This window comes from Defluviitalea phaphyphila (assembly GCF_001466305.1).
Taxonomy (GTDB): Bacteria; Bacillota; Clostridia; order Lachnospirales; family Defluviitaleaceae; genus Defluviitalea_A; species Defluviitalea_A phaphyphila.
In genome coordinates, this window is record NZ_JWID01000009.1 from 48,646 (window position 1) to 67,044 (window position 18,399).

Annotated in this window: 14 protein-coding genes; 10 read left to right on the plus strand and 4 right to left on the minus strand. The window is 24.7% G+C overall.

All coding sequences use genetic code 11. The features are described 5' to 3' along the window. Position 1 precedes the first annotated feature (1 nt). A complete protein-coding gene (locus OM90_RS07475) occupies positions 2-1,363 on the minus strand; it encodes an MATE family efflux transporter (RefSeq protein WP_058486273.1) in 1,362 nt (453 codons plus the stop codon). A 26-nt stretch (positions 1,364-1,389) separates the two neighbouring features. Beyond that, positions 1,390-2,313 carry an AEC family transporter gene (locus tag OM90_RS07480; protein ID WP_058486274.1) on the minus strand — a complete coding sequence of 308 codons (924 nt, stop codon included), beginning with the start codon at positions 2,311-2,313 and terminating at the stop codon, positions 1,390-1,392. Positions 2,314-2,714: 401 nt separating this feature from the next. On the opposite strand from OM90_RS07480, the gene OM90_RS07485 reads away from it, so the two are divergent. From OM90_RS07485 to OM90_RS07530, 10 genes are all read left to right on the plus strand, one after another. After that, complete coding sequence (locus OM90_RS07485) at positions 2,715-2,963, plus strand: TM1266 family iron-only hydrogenase system putative regulator (protein WP_058486275.1); 249 nt, start codon at positions 2,715-2,717, stop codon at positions 2,961-2,963. A 3-nt stretch (positions 2,964-2,966) separates the two neighbouring features. Further along, entirely contained in the window at positions 2,967-4,025 is a 1,059-nt protein-coding gene (hydE, locus tag OM90_RS07490; RefSeq protein WP_058486276.1) for a [FeFe] hydrogenase H-cluster radical SAM maturase HydE, read from the plus strand. Beyond that, entirely contained in the window at positions 4,015-5,391 is a 1,377-nt protein-coding gene (hydG, locus tag OM90_RS07495) for a [FeFe] hydrogenase H-cluster radical SAM maturase HydG (protein ID WP_058486277.1), read from the plus strand. Before hydE ends, hydG begins: the two co-directional genes overlap by 11 nt. 11 nt (positions 5,392-5,402) lie before the next feature. Further along, positions 5,403-6,593, plus strand: coding sequence for a [FeFe] hydrogenase H-cluster maturation GTPase HydF (hydF, locus tag OM90_RS07500; RefSeq protein WP_058486278.1), 1,191 nt, complete (start codon positions 5,403-5,405; stop codon positions 6,591-6,593). A gap of 140 nt (positions 6,594-6,733) precedes the next feature. Next, the gene (locus OM90_RS07505; protein ID WP_058486279.1) at positions 6,734-7,093 is read left to right on the plus strand and encodes a zinc ribbon domain-containing protein; all 360 of its coding nucleotides are present in this window, start codon (positions 6,734-6,736) and stop codon (positions 7,091-7,093) included. Between the two features lie 14 nt (positions 7,094-7,107). Next, complete coding sequence (locus OM90_RS07510; RefSeq protein ID WP_058486280.1) at positions 7,108-9,687, plus strand: zinc ribbon domain-containing protein; 2,580 nt, start codon at positions 7,108-7,110, stop codon at positions 9,685-9,687. Then, positions 9,680-11,380, plus strand: a complete 1,701-nt coding sequence (locus OM90_RS07515; RefSeq protein WP_058486281.1) for a hypothetical protein — start codon at positions 9,680-9,682, stop codon at positions 11,378-11,380. The genes OM90_RS07510 and OM90_RS07515 overlap by 8 nt, the downstream gene beginning before the upstream one ends. Positions 11,381-11,777: 397 nt before the next feature. After that, positions 11,778-12,140, plus strand: a complete 363-nt coding sequence (locus OM90_RS07520) for a zinc ribbon domain-containing protein (RefSeq protein WP_058486282.1) — start codon at positions 11,778-11,780, stop codon at positions 12,138-12,140. Between the two features lie 15 nt (positions 12,141-12,155). Beyond that, positions 12,156-14,753, plus strand: a complete 2,598-nt coding sequence (locus tag OM90_RS07525; RefSeq protein ID WP_058486283.1) for a zinc ribbon domain-containing protein — start codon at positions 12,156-12,158, stop codon at positions 14,751-14,753. Continuing rightward, on the plus strand, positions 14,746-16,449 hold the full coding sequence (locus tag OM90_RS07530) for a hypothetical protein (RefSeq protein WP_058486284.1): 1,704 nt from the start codon (positions 14,746-14,748) through the stop codon (positions 16,447-16,449). The genes OM90_RS07525 and OM90_RS07530 overlap by 8 nt, the downstream gene beginning before the upstream one ends. A gap of 49 nt (positions 16,450-16,498) precedes the next feature. Here the strand turns inward: OM90_RS07530 and OM90_RS07535 are convergent, their stop codons facing one another. Continuing rightward, positions 16,499-17,527 (minus strand): 3-deoxy-7-phosphoheptulonate synthase, encoded by a 1,029-nt coding sequence (locus tag OM90_RS07535; protein ID WP_058486285.1) that lies wholly within the window; start codon positions 17,525-17,527, stop codon positions 16,499-16,501. Between the two features lie 93 nt (positions 17,528-17,620). Further along, positions 17,621-18,238: a TrkA C-terminal domain-containing protein gene (locus OM90_RS07540; protein ID WP_058486286.1), complete on the minus strand. Its 618-nt coding sequence runs from the start codon at positions 18,236-18,238 to the stop codon at positions 17,621-17,623. Between the last annotated feature and the right edge of the window lie 161 nt (positions 18,239-18,399).

Below are 18,399 nucleotides of genomic sequence, written 5' to 3' on the forward strand. Positions count from 1 at the left end.
TTTATTCTAAATGATTCACTAAATTGTGAATCCATTTTTTTGAGAATAAACGATATATTCCAAAGATAGCTTTAAAAAATTCCTCAGAAGATACTAAAGCAAATACCCAATAAATAGGCAAATCCCAAACTAATCCTCCAATAAATGCAAAAGGAACGCCTATTAACCATACTCCACCAGCGTCCATAGCTAAAGCATAAGTAGTATCTCCTCCACTTCTGAGAATTCCTACTACTGTAAAGAGATTTAATACTTTAAAGGGCATAATTAATGCAAAGATTATTATTATTTTTATACAAGAAGTATATACTTCTTGCGAAACATTAAATATAGATAAAATAAGAGGAGAGGCTAAAACGACTATTATTCCCATTATTAAAGAAAGGATAGGTCCTAAAATGACAAATTTTTTGGCATATGAAAAAGCTTTCTTATCGTTTCCAGCACCTATTTCATTTCCAAGCATAACGGCACAAGCACTACTCATTCCCATGAAAATTACCATTGAAATCTGTTCTATATTACTAGTTATACTAATTGATACTACTGCCTCTTTACCCATTCTACCATAAGCTATAGAATAGATAGTAGTTCCTAACGCCCATATAAATTCATTTAATATTACAAATATTGTAGTTTTATAAAATGTTTTTATAAATTTAAAAGAAATATTAGTTAATTCATCAAAAGAAGCAGCAAGAGCTGTTTTTTGTTTATATATGATAAATAAAAATAAGCTAACTTCAATGGTTCTTGCAATTATAGTGGCAAATGCCGCTCCTCTAACTCCCATGGGGGGAAAACCTAAATTTCCAAAAATAAAAATCCAATTTAAAAGAGTATTAATACCCAAAGAAATTATACTGATAAACATAGGAATTACAGCCTGTCCTGTACTTCTAATCAAAATAGAATAAGAAAATGTAATAGCAGTAAATATATAACTAAAAGCTACAATTTTAAGATATTCACTTCCTAAATTAATTACCTCCATATCTTTTGCAAATAAATACATTAAATTTTTTGGGAAAAATATAGCTCCAATAGAAAATATGACAGCTACTATACATCCAGATATAATGCATATTCCAAGAACTTTTCTAATTCCTTTTATATCTTTTTTACTCCAAAATTGAGCAGTAAAACTAGAACCACCACTATTAATACCAAAAAGAATGAGAGTAAATAAAAAAAATATTTTATTTGCTTGTGCAACAGCAGCAATTTGAGCTTCGCCTAATTTCCCTATCATAATAGTATCTACCATATTCAAAGAAGAAGAAATAAAGTTTTGCATTGCGATAGGGAGAGCTAAAGTAAACAGACGTTTATAAAAATATTTATCGATTTTTACAGATTTCATAGTATTTACCCTTTCTAAGTTAAGATTTAAGTAATGATTAAAGCTATAAATGGAATAGTTACAATAGAAATAAGTGTAGATATAAATATAGCTTGGGAAGCAATTTCACCATTAGCACCGTATTCTTCAGCTAAGATAGCAGTATTAGCTGCAGCAGGCATAGAAGCAATAATAACAGGAATTCCAAGTAATAAAGGGTGATTAATAAAAGGAGCTAAAATACTCCAAATAATTAAAGGCATAATAATTAATCTAATAAAACTAATAAAATATATTCTCCAATTTGAAAAGGTATCTTTTAATTTACTATGAGTTAGAAGACCTCCTACAACTATCATAGACAAAGGAGTTGTGGTAGAACCTAATAAATCAAGAGTTCCCTTTATTATATATGGAACAGGAATGGAAAAAACAAAAATTATAAATCCAATTATTACAGCAATAATTCCAGGATTGATAAATAATTTCCAATTAAAATTAATTTTAGAGTTAGAATCTTTTTTTAATAACCATATACCAATGGTGAATATTAAAACGTTAAAAGGCAAATTATAAATAGCTGCGTAAAAAAGAGAGTCTTCACCAAATACTGCATTTAATACAGGATATCCCATAAATCCTACATTAGAAAACATAATTATAAACGAAAAAACCCCAATTTCTTCTTTTTTTGAACGAATAATTTTAGGAATAATCAAAGCTATAAAAAAGGATACAAAATAAGTAATAAAAGATATAATTAAAATTTGAAAACTTTCCTTTAAAAGCGAGGGAGTAATTTCTCTAATAAGAGAGCTAATAACTAAAGCAGGTAAAGATAGATTAACTAAAATACTAGTCAATCCTTTTATGGTCTCATCATTAAAAACTTTTAATTTTTTAGCGCAATACCCTGAAATAAGCAATAAAAACAAAATTATAATTTGGCTAAATACATTTTGAAAATTCATAGTATTTCTCCTTTATATATTTAAAATATAACAAAGTCAATGTTATTTATTATATATTAAAAAAATAAAAATAAAAAGATGAAATATATAATAAATAATAAAAATAAAATATAATATATTTATATAATTAATCTAAAAAAAGTTGATCTTTTTTAAATACTTTGATAAAATAATAACAATTCAAATGATAAGAGAGTATTCTTTTATTATTTGAATGATCAGGATAATACCTAACGAAAAAGAGAACAAAAATCTCTGATTCGGAAGGAAATTAGACATAAAGTATAATAAGTCCTATGGACTTTATAAAATCATAATAAGTTCTATGGACTTTATTATAGATCTAACTTTCCTTCGGGAAAGTTTTTTATTTTGTAAAATTTTAAAAAAGGAGGAATTATATGAGAAGAATTGCTGTTATTAGTGCTATTTTAGAAGAACCAGAAAAATGTCAAAAAAAATTTAATGATGTAGTATCTAGTTTTAAGGGAATCATTAGAGGGAGGATGGGAATTCCTTTTGAGGAAGGAATAGGAGTTGTTTGTATTACTGTTATTGGAGAATTAAATGAAATTAATAGTTTAACAGGAAAGCTTGGGAATATTGAGCATGTTCAAGTAAAAACTTCAATATCTAAGAAGGAACTTTAAGCTATGAAAAAATTAATTGATAAGTTATATGAACTTAACAATTTAGATGATAAGGAATTACTTGAACTTCTTAAAGGCATGAATGAAGAAGATATAATTTATTTAAAATCAAAGGCTTTAGAAGTAAGAAAAAAATATTATGGGAATAAAGTATATCTAAGAGGCTTAATAGAGTTTACAAATTATTGTAGTAGGGATTGTATGTATTGTGGAATACAAAGAGGAAATTCTTTAGCTGATAGATATAGATTATCTCTAGAAGAAATTATGAGTGCTTGTAAAATGGGATATGAATTAGGATATAGAACTTTCGTCCTTCAAGGAGGAGAAGATGGATATTATACAGATGATAAAATAGTCAAAATAATTACTTCAATAAAAAATAAATATCCAGAATGTGCTATAACCCTTTCCATAGGGGAAAAACCATATAAATCTTATAAAGAATATTATAAAGCAGGTGCTGATAGATATCTTTTAAGACATGAAACAGCAGATAAAAAACTATATGAAAGTTTACATCCAACAGGGTCTTTTGAAAATAGAATTAAATGTTTGTGGAATTTAAAAGAAATAGGGTATCAAGTAGGAGCTGGATTTATGATAGGACTCCCTAATCAAACCTATGAGCATTATGTAAAAGACCTAAGATTTTTAAAAGAGCTAGAACCTCATATGGTAGGAATAGGGCCATTTATTCCTCATAAGGATACACTCCTTGCTAAGGAAAAGGGTGGAACAGTAGAGATGACTACTGTACTTTTAAGTATAATACGTCTTATGCTTCCTGAAGTATTACTCCCAGCAACCACAGCTTTAGGAACTTTACATCCTACTGGAAGAGAAAAAGGATTAAAAGCAGGAGCTAATGTAGTAATGCCTAATTTATCTCCTATTAGTGTTAGAGAAAAATATGCTTTATATGATGGCAAAATATGTACTGGAGATGAAGCAGCAGAATGTAGAATGTGTATTGAGCGAAGAATTAACAGTGCAGGTTTTAGTGTAGATTTATCAAGAGGAGATAATATTTTATGGAGGGATAGAAGATATGTTTATTGATAGAGAATATATTGAAAATTTATTAGAAGAAGCAAAAAATGCTTCTAAAGAAGAAATTAATAGAGTCCTTGATAAAGCAGAAGCAAGAGAAAAAATTTCTCATAGAGATGTTGCAGTCTTACTTCAAATTGAAGATGAAGACCAAGTTAAAAGAATGTTTAAAATAGCAGGAGAAATAAAAAAAGAAGTATATGGAAATAGAGTAGTTTTATTTGCTCCCTTATATGTTAGTAATTTTTGTGTGAACAATTGTGTATATTGTGGATATAGAAGGGATAATAAGTTTCCCAGAAAAAAATTAACTAGAGAAGAAATTCAAGAAGAAGTAAAAATTTTAGAAAAAATGGGACATAAAAGACTGGCTTTAGAAGCAGGTGAAGATCCTGTTAATTGTGATATAGATTACATATTAGATGCTATTGATACAATATATAAAACAGAAAACAAAAATGGAATAATTAGGAGAATAAATGTAAATATCGCAGCCACTACTGTAGAAAATTATAAAAAACTTAAAAAAGCTCAAATAGGAACTTATGTTTTATTTCAAGAAACTTATCATCAACCTACTTATGAAAAAGTTCATCCTAATAGTATAAAAGGAGATTATGAATATCATCTAACAGCTTTTGATAGAGCTATGGAAGCAGGAATAGATGATGTAGGAGGAGGAGTTTTATTTGGACTTGCTGACCCTAAATTTGAAGTAATGGGACTTATGATACACAATGAACATTTAGAAGAAAAATTTGGAGTAGGATTTCATACTATTTCTTTTCCGAGAATTAAAAAAGCAGAAGGAATTGATTTGAAAAAATTTCCATACTTAGTAGATGACGAAATGTTTAAAAAAATAGTAGCAATAGTTCGTATAGCAGTTCCTACTACTGGAATGATTATGTCTACAAGAGAAACTAAAGAAATGAGAAGAGAATTACTAAACTATGGGATATCACAAATTAGTGCAGGGTCTTCTACAGAAGTTGGAGGATATAAAGAAAAAGAAAAAGGAGAGGAAATTGATCAATTTGAATTATCAGACCATAGAACTCCTATAGAAGTTTTAAAAGACTTAATTGATGATGGTTATATACCAAGTTATTGTACAGCTTGTTATAGAAAAGGAAGAACAGGAGATAGATTTATGAGTCTTGTAAAATCAGGACAAATTCATAATATTTGTACACCTAATGCTCTTATGACTCTTATGGAATTTATATTAGATTATGGAGATAAAGAGCTTTATAAAAAGGGAGAATTATTAATTAAAAGAGAAATTAATAAAATTGAAAGAGAAGATATAAGAAATCTAGTTGCAAATAATATAGAAAGATTAAAAAAAGGAGAGAGAGATTTATATATTTAGGAGGATTGCATATGAATCAAACCCCAAGAGCTAATAGAAAGCATATCACACTATATGGCAACACAAATTCAGGAAAATCTTCATTATTTAATGCAATAATTGGACAAAAAGAATCCATTATATCTTCTATAAAAGGGACGACAACAGATCCAATCATAAGATCTATGGAATTAATCCCATTTGGGCCAGTAACTATTATTGATACAGCAGGATTAGATGATGAAGGAGAACTAGGAAATTTAAGAATTAAAAAAAGTTTAAAAATGCTTCAAAGAACAGATTTAGCTCTATACATAATGGATATTAATAATTTAGATGAAGACTCTTATAAAAAGACAATTAGAGAATTTAAAAAATATAAAGTTCCTCATATTTTAATTATAAATAAAATAGATACAGTTTCTAAAGATATTTTGAAAAATATTAAAGAAAAGTATCCAGAAGCTATTTATACTTCTATTAATGATAATAATAGCATTTTAAATTTAAAGGAAAAATTGATAAATGAATTATCAAAGGAAGATAAGGAAAAACCTATAGTAGGAGATTTAGTACCTTATAATGGAACAGTAATATTAGTTGTTCCTATTGACTCAGAAGCTCCTAAAGGAAGAATTATACTTCCTCAAGTTCAAGTAATTAGAGACTGTTTAGACCATGGAATTAAAAGTTATGTTGTAAGAGATACAGAACTTGAAAATGCTATTTCAGATTTAAAGCATATAGATTTAGTTATAACAGATTCACAAGCATTTAAAAGAGTTAATAAAATAGTTCCAAAAGAAATCAAATTAACTAGTTTTTCTATTTTATTTGCAAGATACAAAGGAGAACTAGACGTATTTTTAGATGGAATAAATATGATAGATAAGTTAAATGAAAATTCTAAGATATTAATAGCTGAAAGTTGTACTCATACTACTTCTCATGAAGATATAGGAAGAGTAAAGATACCTAATATGTTAAATAAATATACAGGTAAAAAACTGAATTTTGAATTTATATCAGGTCATGATTTTCCAGAAGATTTATCTAAATATGATCTAATAATTCACTGTGGAGCTTGTATGATGAATGAAAAAGAAATGAAAACAAGAATTCGACTTTGTAAAGAAAAAAAGGTAAGCATAATAAATTATGGTATAATTTTATCGTATTTAAATGGGATATTAGATAGAACTATGGAGATATTTATAAATTAATAAAATTATAAAAAAAGATAAAAAATTTTAGATGAAAAATTTTTTATCTTTTTTTTTGTAAAAATTAATAAAATTATTGAATTTTTCTGCTTTTATATATTATACTGTTGTTGTCGAAAAATAAAAAAAGGAGAGAAAAAATGTCGAATATATTATCATATGAAGAAAGATTATTGAAGTATTTAGTTTTATTAGGAGAAGAAACACATTATAAAATTCGTACAAAAGAGTTATCTGATCCTAAATTAGAAGAAATATCTAAACAAATATGTAAAATTCAAGGAGAGATAGCAGAAAAAAATAATAATGTTATTATGGAAAAGGGAAAAGGCATATGTCCAAAATGTAATCAGCCTTTAAATGAAGATACTAATTTTTGCAATAGCTGTGGGTTAAATATTAATAAATTCTATGAAGAAGAAGTAAAAAAGTGTCCTGTATGTGGGAAAATTATTGAAGTAAATTCTATATTTTGTAGTATTTGCGGAAGCAAACAATAATAAGGAGGTATATTGTGTATTGCCATAAATGTGGAAAGGAAAATATAGATAATAGTCAATACTGTATTAACTGTGGAAATAAACTTAAAACATATGATATTTCTAATTTAAATATTGAAAAAAATATTATTAATTTCTGTAATAAATGTGGGGCTAAAATTTCTAAGAATTATTGTTCACAATGTGGGAATAGAGGATATGAATATAAAGATATTAAAAAATATAATTCAATAGATATAGAAAAAATTAATAATTTATTTAGAAAAGATAAATTTTCTATAAAAGATATAAAGAAAATTTTTTTAATAGGTAAAAAAACTTTGAAAGATAGTCTTATTGGAGCTGGAGTTGCTTTTGTAGTTGGATTAATTTTATGTCTAATATTAAATTTAATTTTTATAAGAAAGACAGACATATTTTTTGATAACTATGAACAATTTGCTGAGTTAATAGGTAATAAGGATAATTTTTTTATAAATAGTATAAATTTATATTTATTTTCTATGCAAGTTCCTTTTAATTTAATATTTGAGCCAGAAATTGAAGGTATAGAATTTATAACAAAATTCTCTTTTAAAATTTCATATATTATATTACTTATTGTTCCTATAATTTCATTTTTAGTTGGTTCTTATAAAAAATACAAAGATAGTACATCTTCAAGAGAAAACCTAAAATATTACGGTGTTACTTCATTAATTTATAGTGTTTTATTAAATTTAGTTTCTTTAATAAATCATAGCCATACATTAATTGAAGATAACATAAATTTTAAACTGTCTTTTTCTTTTATTAAAGGGATAATAGTAATTTTTATATTATCTTTTATTATTCAATTGTGTTGGAGTATTTTTGTAAAAAAAGAAAGAATTTCAAAAATATTTCCTTATGATAGTATAATAGCTTTTATTACTATTGCAAAATATCAACTTATATATGGTGGATTATTAACTATTATAGTGTATATTTTTGGTGTTTTTGGTGTTTTGGGGAATAACATAGCTGAATCGATGAGAAATTTTAGAACATTATTATATCTTCCTAATATATGGTTGTATTTTACTTTAGGGATATTCGGTAATAATTTTAGAATAAATTTCGGGGATAATGATATAAAAATAGGGATTTTTAGATTAATGCAGGGGAATACAGATAGTTGGTACAGCTTGATAGGGATACAAATTTTAGTAATATTAGGAACAATAAGTATATTATATTTAGGATTCAGAAAGTATAAAAATAAAAAAAATTTAGGAGATTTAACTGTAACAATAATATTACTGTTAATTTGGAACTTTATTTTGTTATTTTTTTCACAAAATTATATATATTTCAAAGGAAATATAGAAGCATTAAATAGTATATTTTCAATAAGTAATATGGGAAAAACAAAAATAGGAATGGAATTAATATTAAAAGCAGGATATTCATCTTTATGGGTTTTAATAAATATAGTTATATGGTGTGCGGTATTTGTGATTTTAAAATATTTTATATTAGATAAAATTAATTTAAAAAGTTGGGAAGAAAAATTGAAAAAAAATCGTTATGTGTATGTAGGAGGATATACTATATTATTTTCTATAATGTTAGTATTAGGATTTAGGTTCAACTTAGTAAATGGAGATAGTGTAATTGTTAAAAATATTATTGCAAATCAAGATTTTATTTTATCTTCACATAATAAAAACAACAATATTTATATAGATATTGAAGAAATAGAAGAAATTTTATTAGGTGAAAAAAATACTTATTTTATTCAAACATATGATAGTATTTATCAATATGAGCCTAATAAAAATAAAATTTCTGAGATTTATGTTTCAGAGGGAGAAATTATTTATACTGATATTTCTGAAGATAATAAAAAACTTGCTATACAAGAAGTAACTTCTGATGGGAATAATGTAGTAATTATTAATGAAAAAGGAGAAGAACTTAATAGAAAAAAATTTAAAGATATGATAAATATTATATGGAATAAAAAAGGAGATAAGCTCTTAATAGAAGGAAAAACAAATCAAATTATGTTTTTAGAAAATGTCGATAATGAGTTTCTTGAAATAGAAGGTAAAAATTTATTGTGGAATAATGATGATACAATTACATTTCTTGATGGTAATAAAATATATATTTATAATTATAAAACTAAGACTAAAAAAGATACAGGGAAAGAAGCTGATATGTTATTAGATGGTCTATCTAAAGTAATAGCAGTATCTTCCAAAGAAAAAACAGAAATAGATGATGAATTTTCATATGAAATTAATAGTTTAGATGGAGAAATTTCAGATACAGTAGATGCTGATATATTTGCATATTTTATAGATGATAACGATAGAAAATGCATTATAAAATATAAATTAGAAACATATGAAAGTATTTTAGAAATTTATAACAAAGATGAGAAAATAAATATGGAAAATGAGTACATAAAAATTCATGATATGTCTAATGATGGATTAATTATATTAAGCAAGGGATATGAACATAATGTGTTGTTATATAACATTAATACAGGAGAATGGGAAGATATTACTATGAATTTAATATATACTCTAGATAGTATGAAAGAAGGTAATGAAAATGAATAAAATAAAAAATATTATTTTATTTATTATTTTGTTAGGAATTATTTTTATAATATCTGGCTGTGGAGCAAAGGTCGATTCTATTATCACTATAGATGAAAACGGTAAAGGAACAAGAGTTATTACAGCATTTATAGATGTCATGTATTTTGAATATATAGATGGAGGAATAGAAGCATTAGATGAAGTTTTAAGTTCTGCAAAACCAGATGTATTAGATATGGATAAATATATAGATGAAAGTGGAGTTTATTATATTTTTACATATAGTTTTAATAATATAGATGAATATAATAAAAAAACTGAACAAATTACAGGGAAACCTCACGATGCAGTTTATATTAATGAAGATAGTTTATTTGGAAAGGTATGTCGTTTTACAGAAACAAATCCTTCTTATGATATGACAAAATGGGCTACAGATGCTATAGATGCTTCAGGAATTGTTACGGAAGGAACAGGAACTGATTTATTTGAATTAAATAATATATATGTCAATCTTCCAGAATATGAAGATTATTTCTATGGTAATATTGAGTTCATTAATGTTGGATTTGAAGAAACTTATCCAGCAGATGCAATAGTAATAATCACTAAAATAGGTTTTAAGGATACATTAGATAGAGAAATAAATATATATTTTGATGCTTATACAGAAGAAACAATATCTAGAGAAAAGTTAATGAATTATTTTAGTGAATTTTGTAATGAAGTAGAAATAGAAGAAGACTATTTAGAAGTTAAGTATAAGCTATTATTTAATGAAAAAACTCCAGAACAATTACAAGATTATATGAAAAAATTTTCTAAAGACAATGAATTTACTTTAGTGGAAGATGAAAATTTTAATCCATTACATCCCATATATATATTAAATGAAAAAACTTCATTTAATGAATTATTACAAGAAACATTTCCTTTATATGGGATAGATTATATTATAAATTATCCTGAAGAAGTACAAGTATTAATGGAAGATTATAATAATTATTATGATATTACAGAAGCATGGGAAGAAGGTTTTGCTTTAGGAACAAGTTTTTATGATGAAAATGAGTTTTCAGTAAAAGGTAGACTTGAAAAACAATTTTCAATAAATTCTATTGATATTTCTTTAAATGTTTTGAATACAAAAGAGACTAAAAAGACTATAAAATATATATGGGATAAAGAAATAGTAGATAAAATAGGCTATGATGCTTTAGAGGAGTATTTTAGAAGAATAAATTCAGATATACAGATTATTAAAAGTGGTGAACAAGTAATATGTGAAGATACAACAAGTATTACTAAAAAAATAGATGAAAACAAAAAAAATCTTGATTATTTTTCTTACTTTAAAAAGACAGATGTTTCTAATATAAATAAAGATGTATATTTGTTATATGATGAAAATTTGTTTGATTCTATTTTAGGAAATATTGAAGTAAAAAATGATATTACATATAATGTGAATATACCTGATAAATGGGAAATAAAACGTGTTTATCATAATGAAGAAATTATAACACTGAACGAAGATGACAATACAATTGAATTAGATTTTAATGACAATGATAATATAATAAAAATATTGCTGGAAAAGCCTGCTTTTCCTACTGTTGAATTAATTATTATAAGTATTTTAATTAGTATAATAATAATTATTATTATTTATAAAAGGAGAAAAACAAAAAAAATTATTAATGATGTATAAATAATAAAAAAGTTATACGTAATTAATAATATGCGTATAACTTTTTATATTTTTTTACAATATAATACATTAATTTTTTAAAATATTCGTACTTAAAATCATAAAATTATAATGATAAAATGTATTTTTAGAGTAATAGAGGTTAGGTCAAAAGAATCAAAAATTTATTATTTAAATTCAATAATTTATTATATAAGTAAAGAATTTCTAAAAATTTTTATCAGGTGTATTATTTATAAATTTTAATTAAATAGTATAAAAAATTAATTATAAAGAATTATATGATAAAAAATTCTCATATATTTAATTTTTATAAAAATTAAATAAATATTATTGAAATTTTATGTTTTGATATATTATACTATTGTTGTAAAAAAATAAAAAAGGAGAGATAAAAATGTCGGCTAAATTATCATCTGAAGAACAAAAATTATTTCAATATTTAGTTTTATTAGGAGAAGAAGTACATTATAAAATTCGAACAAAAGAGTTATCTGACCCTAAATTAGAAGAAATATCTAAACAAATATGTAAAATTCAAGGAGAAATAGCAGAAAAAAATAATAATGTTATTATTGAAAAGGAAAAAGGAATATGTCCAAAATGTAAGCAGCCTTTAAATGAAGATACTAATTTTTGCAATAGCTGTGGGTTAAATATTAATAAATTTTATGAAGAAGAAGTAAAAAAGTGTCCTGTATGTGAAAAAATTATTGAAGCAAACGCTGCATTTTGTAATATTTGCGGGAGTAAACAATAATAAAGGAGGGGTATTGTGTATTGTAATAAATGTGGAAAGGAAAATTTAGATAGTAATCAATATTGTATTAATTGTGGTAATAAAATAAAAAAATATGATATTTCTAATTTAAGTATTGAAAAAAATACTATTAATTTCTGTAATAAATGTGGGGCTAAAATTTCTAATAATTATTGTTCACAATGTGGGAATAGAGGGAATGAATATAAAATTGTTGAAAAAGACAATTCAATGGACATAAAAGGTATAAAAACAGGAATTAATAATTTGTTTGACAAAGATAAATTTTCTTTTCAAAATATAAAAAAATTTTTTTTAGAAAATAAAAAAACTTGGAAAGAAGCCTTTATTGGAGCAGGATTAGCTTTTGTAATTGGCTTAATTTTATGCTTGATATCAAATGTAATTTTTTTGAAAAACATAGAATTATTTTCAAACAATAAAGAGTTTGCCGAATTATTAAATGATGACAAGAACAGAAATATTTTTATAGATATTTTGCAGATATATCAAATTTCTATGCAAATTCCGTTAAATATAATATATGAAAATAATGAAATAATAGAATTATTTATGAAAGCGTCTGTGAAAGTAGCTTATATTATATTATTTATTGTTCCTATAATTTCATTTTTAGTTGGTTCTTATAAAAAGTATAAAGAGAATACATCCACGAAAGAAAATTTAAAATATTATGCAGCCACTTCTTTTATTTTTAGTATACTATCAAATTTAATTTTTGTAATTAGTTATAAATTATATAGTTTAAAGTTTGATGATATTAAATATTCTAGTCCTCTTATTAAAGGAATAATAATAACTTTTCTAATAACTCTTAGTATTCAATTGTTTTTGAGTGTTTTTATCAAAAAAGAGAAGATTTTAGATATTTTCCCATATGATAGTGTAGAAGCTTTTATTACTATTGTAAAATATCAGATTATATATAGTGGCTTATTAACTGCTATAATTTATGTTTTTATTATTGGTGGAATTTTAACAAGTAGTGAATTTAAAGCAACACAACTTTTAAATATATTATATTTTATTCCAAATATGTGGTTATACTTTGCTTTAGGAATATTTGGAAATGAATTTGTAACAGTTTCAGAAGATGGTTTCCAAAAAATAGGTGTTTTCAATTTTGCAAAAGAAAATTTATCTAATCCGTATATCATAATTGGTTTAAAATTTTTAATAATATTAGGAACAATAATTGTGTTATATTTAGGGTTTAAAAAACATAGAAGTAAAAAAGATTTGAGAAATATAAGCATTACTGCAGTATTATTATTAGTTTGGAATTTTATTTTATCATTACTTACAAAAACATATATATATTTAAAGGGTGATATTGGAGGATTAGGTAATATATTCTCAATCGATGATATGGTAGAAGCATCAAGTGACATGAAAATGATGATAAAAATAGGTTACTCATACTTAGGAGTTTTAATAAATACATTTATATGGTGTGCTATATTTGCAATTGTTATATATTTTGTTATAGATAAAATTCATATAGAAAAATTGGAAGAAAGATTACAAAAACAACGTTATGTATATATAGGAGGATATATTATATTATTTTTTATAATGTTCTTATTAGGATTTGAAGATATAATAAAAGAAAAAAGTATAATTTTTGATAATACTACTACAAGTAGAAAGTCTACTGTATTTTTAGATTATGAGAATGATAAAGATTATAAAAGTAATAATATTTACATGAATATTGAAGAAATAGAAAGAGTTTTATTAGGTGGTAAAAACATCTATTTTATTCAAACATATGATACAGTTTATAAGTATGAACCTAGTAAAAATAAGATCTCAGATATTTATGTTTCCGATGGAGAAATTATGTATATTGCTATTTCTGAAGACAGTAAAAAACTTGCTATACAAGAAGAAACTTATGAAGGAAATAAAATAGTAATTATTAATGAAAATGGAGAAGAACTTAATGAAAAGAAATTTGAAGATATAATAAACTTTAGATGGAATAAAAATGGAGATAAACTTTTAGTAGAAGGTTCAACAAATCAAATAATGTTTCCAGAAAATATTGATAATGAGTTGCTAGAAATAGAAGGTAAAAATTTATTTTGGAATGATAATGATACCATCGCATTTCTTGATGATGAAAAAGTATATATTTACAACTACGAAACTAAGGATAAAAAAGATACAGGAAAAGAAGCTGATATGTTATTATATGGATTATCTAAGGTAATAGTAGCATCTAATACAGATGATGAAGATTCAGATAAAAACATATTAATTAATAGTTTAGATGGAGAAATCTCAGATGCAATAGCCGCTGATATATTTGCATATTTTGTAGATGATAACAATAACAAATGTATTATAAGATATAGGTTAGAAACAGATAACACCATTTTAGAAATTTATAGTAAAGATAAAAAAGTAAATATGAAAAATAATCATTTAAAAATTCATCATATATCTAATGATGGATTAGTTATATTAAGTAAAGAATATGACCATAATGTGTTATTATATAACATTAATACAGGTGAATGGGAAAATATTACTATGAATTTAAGATATACTTTAGACAACATGAAAGAAGGTGATGACAGTGAATAGAGTAAAAAATATTTTTTTACTTATTATTATATTAGGAACTATTTTTATAATATCCGGATGTGGAGCAGAGATTGATTCTACTATTACTATTGATGAAAATGGTAAAGGGACAAGAGTTATTACAGCATTTATAGATGAAATGTATTTTGAATATATAGAAGGCGGAATAGAAGCATTAGATGAAGTTTTAAATTCTGCAAAACCAGATGTATTAGAAATGAAAAAAAATGTTTTAGAATATGGTGGAGTAGAATATGTTTTTTCCTATAGTTTTGATAATATAGACGAATATAATGAAAAGACTGAACAAATTACAGGCAAGCCTCATGATGCAGTTTATATAAATGAAGATAGTGTATTCGGGAAAGTGTGTAGTTTTACAGAAACAAATCCTTCTTATGATATGGTTAAATGGGCTACAGATGCCATAGATTCAGCGGGAATTGTTGAAGAAGGAAGTGGAACGGATTTATTTCAGTTAGATAAGATATATATTACGCTTCCAGAATATGAAGATTATGTTTATGGAGATGTTGATACTGTTAATTTTAATTTTGAAGAAACATATCCAGTAGATAAAATCTCAGTAATAACAAAAATAAATTTTGAAGATACATTAGATAGAGAAATACATATACATTTTGATTATTATACCGAAGAAAAAATATCTAAAGATAAATTAATGGAATATTTCGGAGAATTTTGTGATGAAATAGAAAGGGAAGAAAATTCTTCAGAGGTTAAGTATAAACTCTTATTTAATGAAAAAACTTCAGAACAATTACAAGACTATATGAAAAGATTTTCTAGCAAAAATAAATTTACTTTAGTTGAAGATGAAGATTCTAATCCATTGCATCCGATATACATATTAAATGAAGAAACTTCATTTACTGAATTATTAAAAGGAATTTCTCCTATATATGGGATAGATTATTTTATATATTATCCTAAAGAAGTAGAGTTATTAATGGAAGATGATAATTACTATTATGATATTACGGAAACAAATCAAGGAGATTTGGAGTTAGGAACGACTTTTTATGATAATAGTTTTTCAGTAAAAGGCAGATTTGAAAAACAATTTCAAATAAATTCCATAGATATTTCTTTAAATGTGTTAAATACGAAAGAAACTAAAAAAACTATAAAATATATATGGAATAAAGAAATGGTAGAGAAAATAGGATATGATGTTTTAGATGAGTATTATAAAAAAATAAATCCTAATGTAAATATTATTAAAAGTGGAGAGCAAGTAATATATGAAGATACAATAAGTATTACTAAAAAGGTAGATGAAAACAAAGAAAATCTTGATTCATTTTCTTATTTTAAGAAAACAGATGTATCCGATAAAAACAAAGATGTATATTTGTTATATGATGAAAATTTATTTAATTCTATTTTGGGAAATCTTGAAATAGAAAATGATATCACATATAATATTAATGTTCCTAAGAAATGGAAAATAAAATATGTTTATAATAATGGAGAAAAGAAGACATTAGAAGAAAATAGTAATACAATAGAACTTAATTTTGAGGATAATAATAATATAATAGAAATATTATTAGAAAAACCAGCTTTACCTATTTTTGAAATAGCTATTGGATGCATTTTGATTATTAGTATAGTAACGATAATTATTATATACAAAAGAAAAAAAACAAGAAAAATTGCCAGTGATGTATAAATATATAAAAAGCTATACACAAATTAAAGAATATGTGTATAGCTTTTTTTTATACATTTTCTGCAATATAATATATTAGTTTTTCAGAATCTTCCCAGCCAAGGCAAGGGTCAGTTATAGATTTACCATATATATTTTCATTAGGCTTTTGATTTCCTTCTACTATATAACTTTCTATCATAAGTCCTCTAACCATGTCTTTTAATATAGAAGAATGTTTTCTGCTATATAAGATTTCCTTTACAATACGAGGTTGTTCATAAAATTTTTTCATGGAATTAGCATGATTAGTATCTACTATAATAGTAGGATTAGAAAGATTTCGTTCCATATATTCTTTAGCTATATTTATCATATCTTCATAATGATAATTGGGGATATTTGTTCCATATCTATCTACTGCTCCTCTTAAAACTGCATGAGATAAAGGGTTACCAGAAGTTTTAACTTCCCAACCTTGGTATAAGAAGGTATGTCCATGTTGAGCTGCATAAATAGAGTTTAGCATAACAGAAATATCTCCACTAGTGGGATTTTTCATTCCAACAGGAATGTCCATTCCACTAACAGTTAAACGATGTTGTTGATTTTCAACAGAACGAGCACCTATAGCTACATAACTTAAGACATCTTTAAGATATGTATAATTTTCAGGATAAAGCATTTCATCTGCCGGAGTTAAATGGGATTCAGTTATTGCACGAATATGCATTTGTCTTATAGATTTTAATCCTTCTAAAATATTGGGTTTTTCATTTGGGTTAGGTTGATGTAGCATTCCTTTATATCCTTCACCAGTAGTTCTTGGTTTGTTTGTATAAACCCTAGGAATAATAATAATTTTTTCCTTTACCTTTTCCTGTACTCTGGCAAGACGACTTGTATAATCGCATACAGCATCTTCATTATGGGCAGAACAAGGACCTATTATAACTATAAATTTATCATTTTTTCTTTCAATTGCGTCCTTTATTTCCTTATCTCTTATTTCTTTAATTTTAGCTAACTCCTTAGGTAATGGGAGTTCATTTATAATTTCCTCAGAAGAAGGAATTTTTCTTATATAATTGAAACTCATTATAGTAACTCCTTTCTGTTGTAAAAATAAAAAATAAATTTCAAATATTGTATACTGTTTTAACATCTATGTCAAATTTTATTAGGATAGAAATTATTTTGATAAAAATTGATTAGCTCTTTCCCAAATATATGGATCGCCAACTATAATAAGAATATCTCCTTTTTTAAATTCCGCATAAGGACCAGGAGATATTATTAATTCATTTTTACGTTTAATGCCTACAATGGTAGCTCCAGTATTTTGCCAAAAGTTTGTATCTAATATACTTTTACCAATAACATGTGAATTGGCAGGAATAGCAATTTCTATAGGAGTAATAAGATTACTATGTTTTAATTTGTCAGCATAATCAACTATAGTATTTATTTTATCCTCAATGATATCTTCGATTAATTTTTTTTGCTTTAATAAATTTTTGATATTATTTTTTAATTCATCTATACTTTCTTTTTGTTTAAATCTTTCCAAAAATAAATAAGCTTTTTCTTTAGATTTTACAAAAATACCACTTCCTTGAGTAACAGTTACTACTTCCATATCTTCAAGGAGTCTCATAGCTCTTCTTATAGTTTCAGGAGATACATTATATTCTCCAGCTAAAGTAGAACGTCCTCTTAATTTTTCAGATTCTTTAAACTCGCCTTGATAAATCCTACCAGCCATATCAACAGCGATTTTAACATATATTGGAACTTCAAGAGTTTGCATAATGTCACCTCTAATACCTAAACTATTTATAAAAATCACATTTATTGTATCATAGGATATTAATTTTTTACAGTGATATTTATATTATATACATTATTAAAAAAATTTAAATAATTTTTAATAAAGAAGGGAATTTTGAAGAGAAAAATTGATTCCAATTA

What these genes read in the sequence shown, in the direction of transcription:
- hydG (WP_058486277.1), top strand. Translation starts at nt 4,015, where the DNA reads ATGTTTATTGATAGAGAATATATTGAAAATTTATTAGAAGAAGCAAAA.
- OM90_RS07520 (WP_058486282.1), top strand. Translation starts at nt 11,778, where the DNA reads ATGTCGGCTAAATTATCATCTGAAGAACAAAAATTATTTCAATATTTA.
- OM90_RS07485 (WP_058486275.1), top strand. Translation starts at nt 2,715, where the DNA reads ATGAGAAGAATTGCTGTTATTAGTGCTATTTTAGAAGAACCAGAAAAA.
- OM90_RS07505 (WP_058486279.1), top strand. Translation starts at nt 6,734, where the DNA reads ATGTCGAATATATTATCATATGAAGAAAGATTATTGAAGTATTTAGTT.
- OM90_RS07480 (WP_058486274.1), bottom strand. Translation starts at nt 2,313, where the DNA reads ATGAATTTTCAAAATGTATTTAGCCAAATTATAATTTTGTTTTTATTG.
- OM90_RS07515 (WP_058486281.1), top strand. Translation starts at nt 9,680, where the DNA reads ATGAATAAAATAAAAAATATTATTTTATTTATTATTTTGTTAGGAATT.
- hydE (WP_058486276.1), top strand. Translation starts at nt 2,967, where the DNA reads ATGAAAAAATTAATTGATAAGTTATATGAACTTAACAATTTAGATGAT.
- OM90_RS07475 (WP_058486273.1), bottom strand. Translation starts at nt 1,363, where the DNA reads ATGAAATCTGTAAAAATCGATAAATATTTTTATAAACGTCTGTTTACT.
- OM90_RS07540 (WP_058486286.1), bottom strand. Translation starts at nt 18,238, where the DNA reads ATGCAAACTCTTGAAGTTCCAATATATGTTAAAATCGCTGTTGATATG.
- OM90_RS07535 (WP_058486285.1), bottom strand. Translation starts at nt 17,527, where the DNA reads ATGAGTTTCAATTATATAAGAAAAATTCCTTCTTCTGAGGAAATTATA.
- hydF (WP_058486278.1), top strand. Translation starts at nt 5,403, where the DNA reads ATGAATCAAACCCCAAGAGCTAATAGAAAGCATATCACACTATATGGC.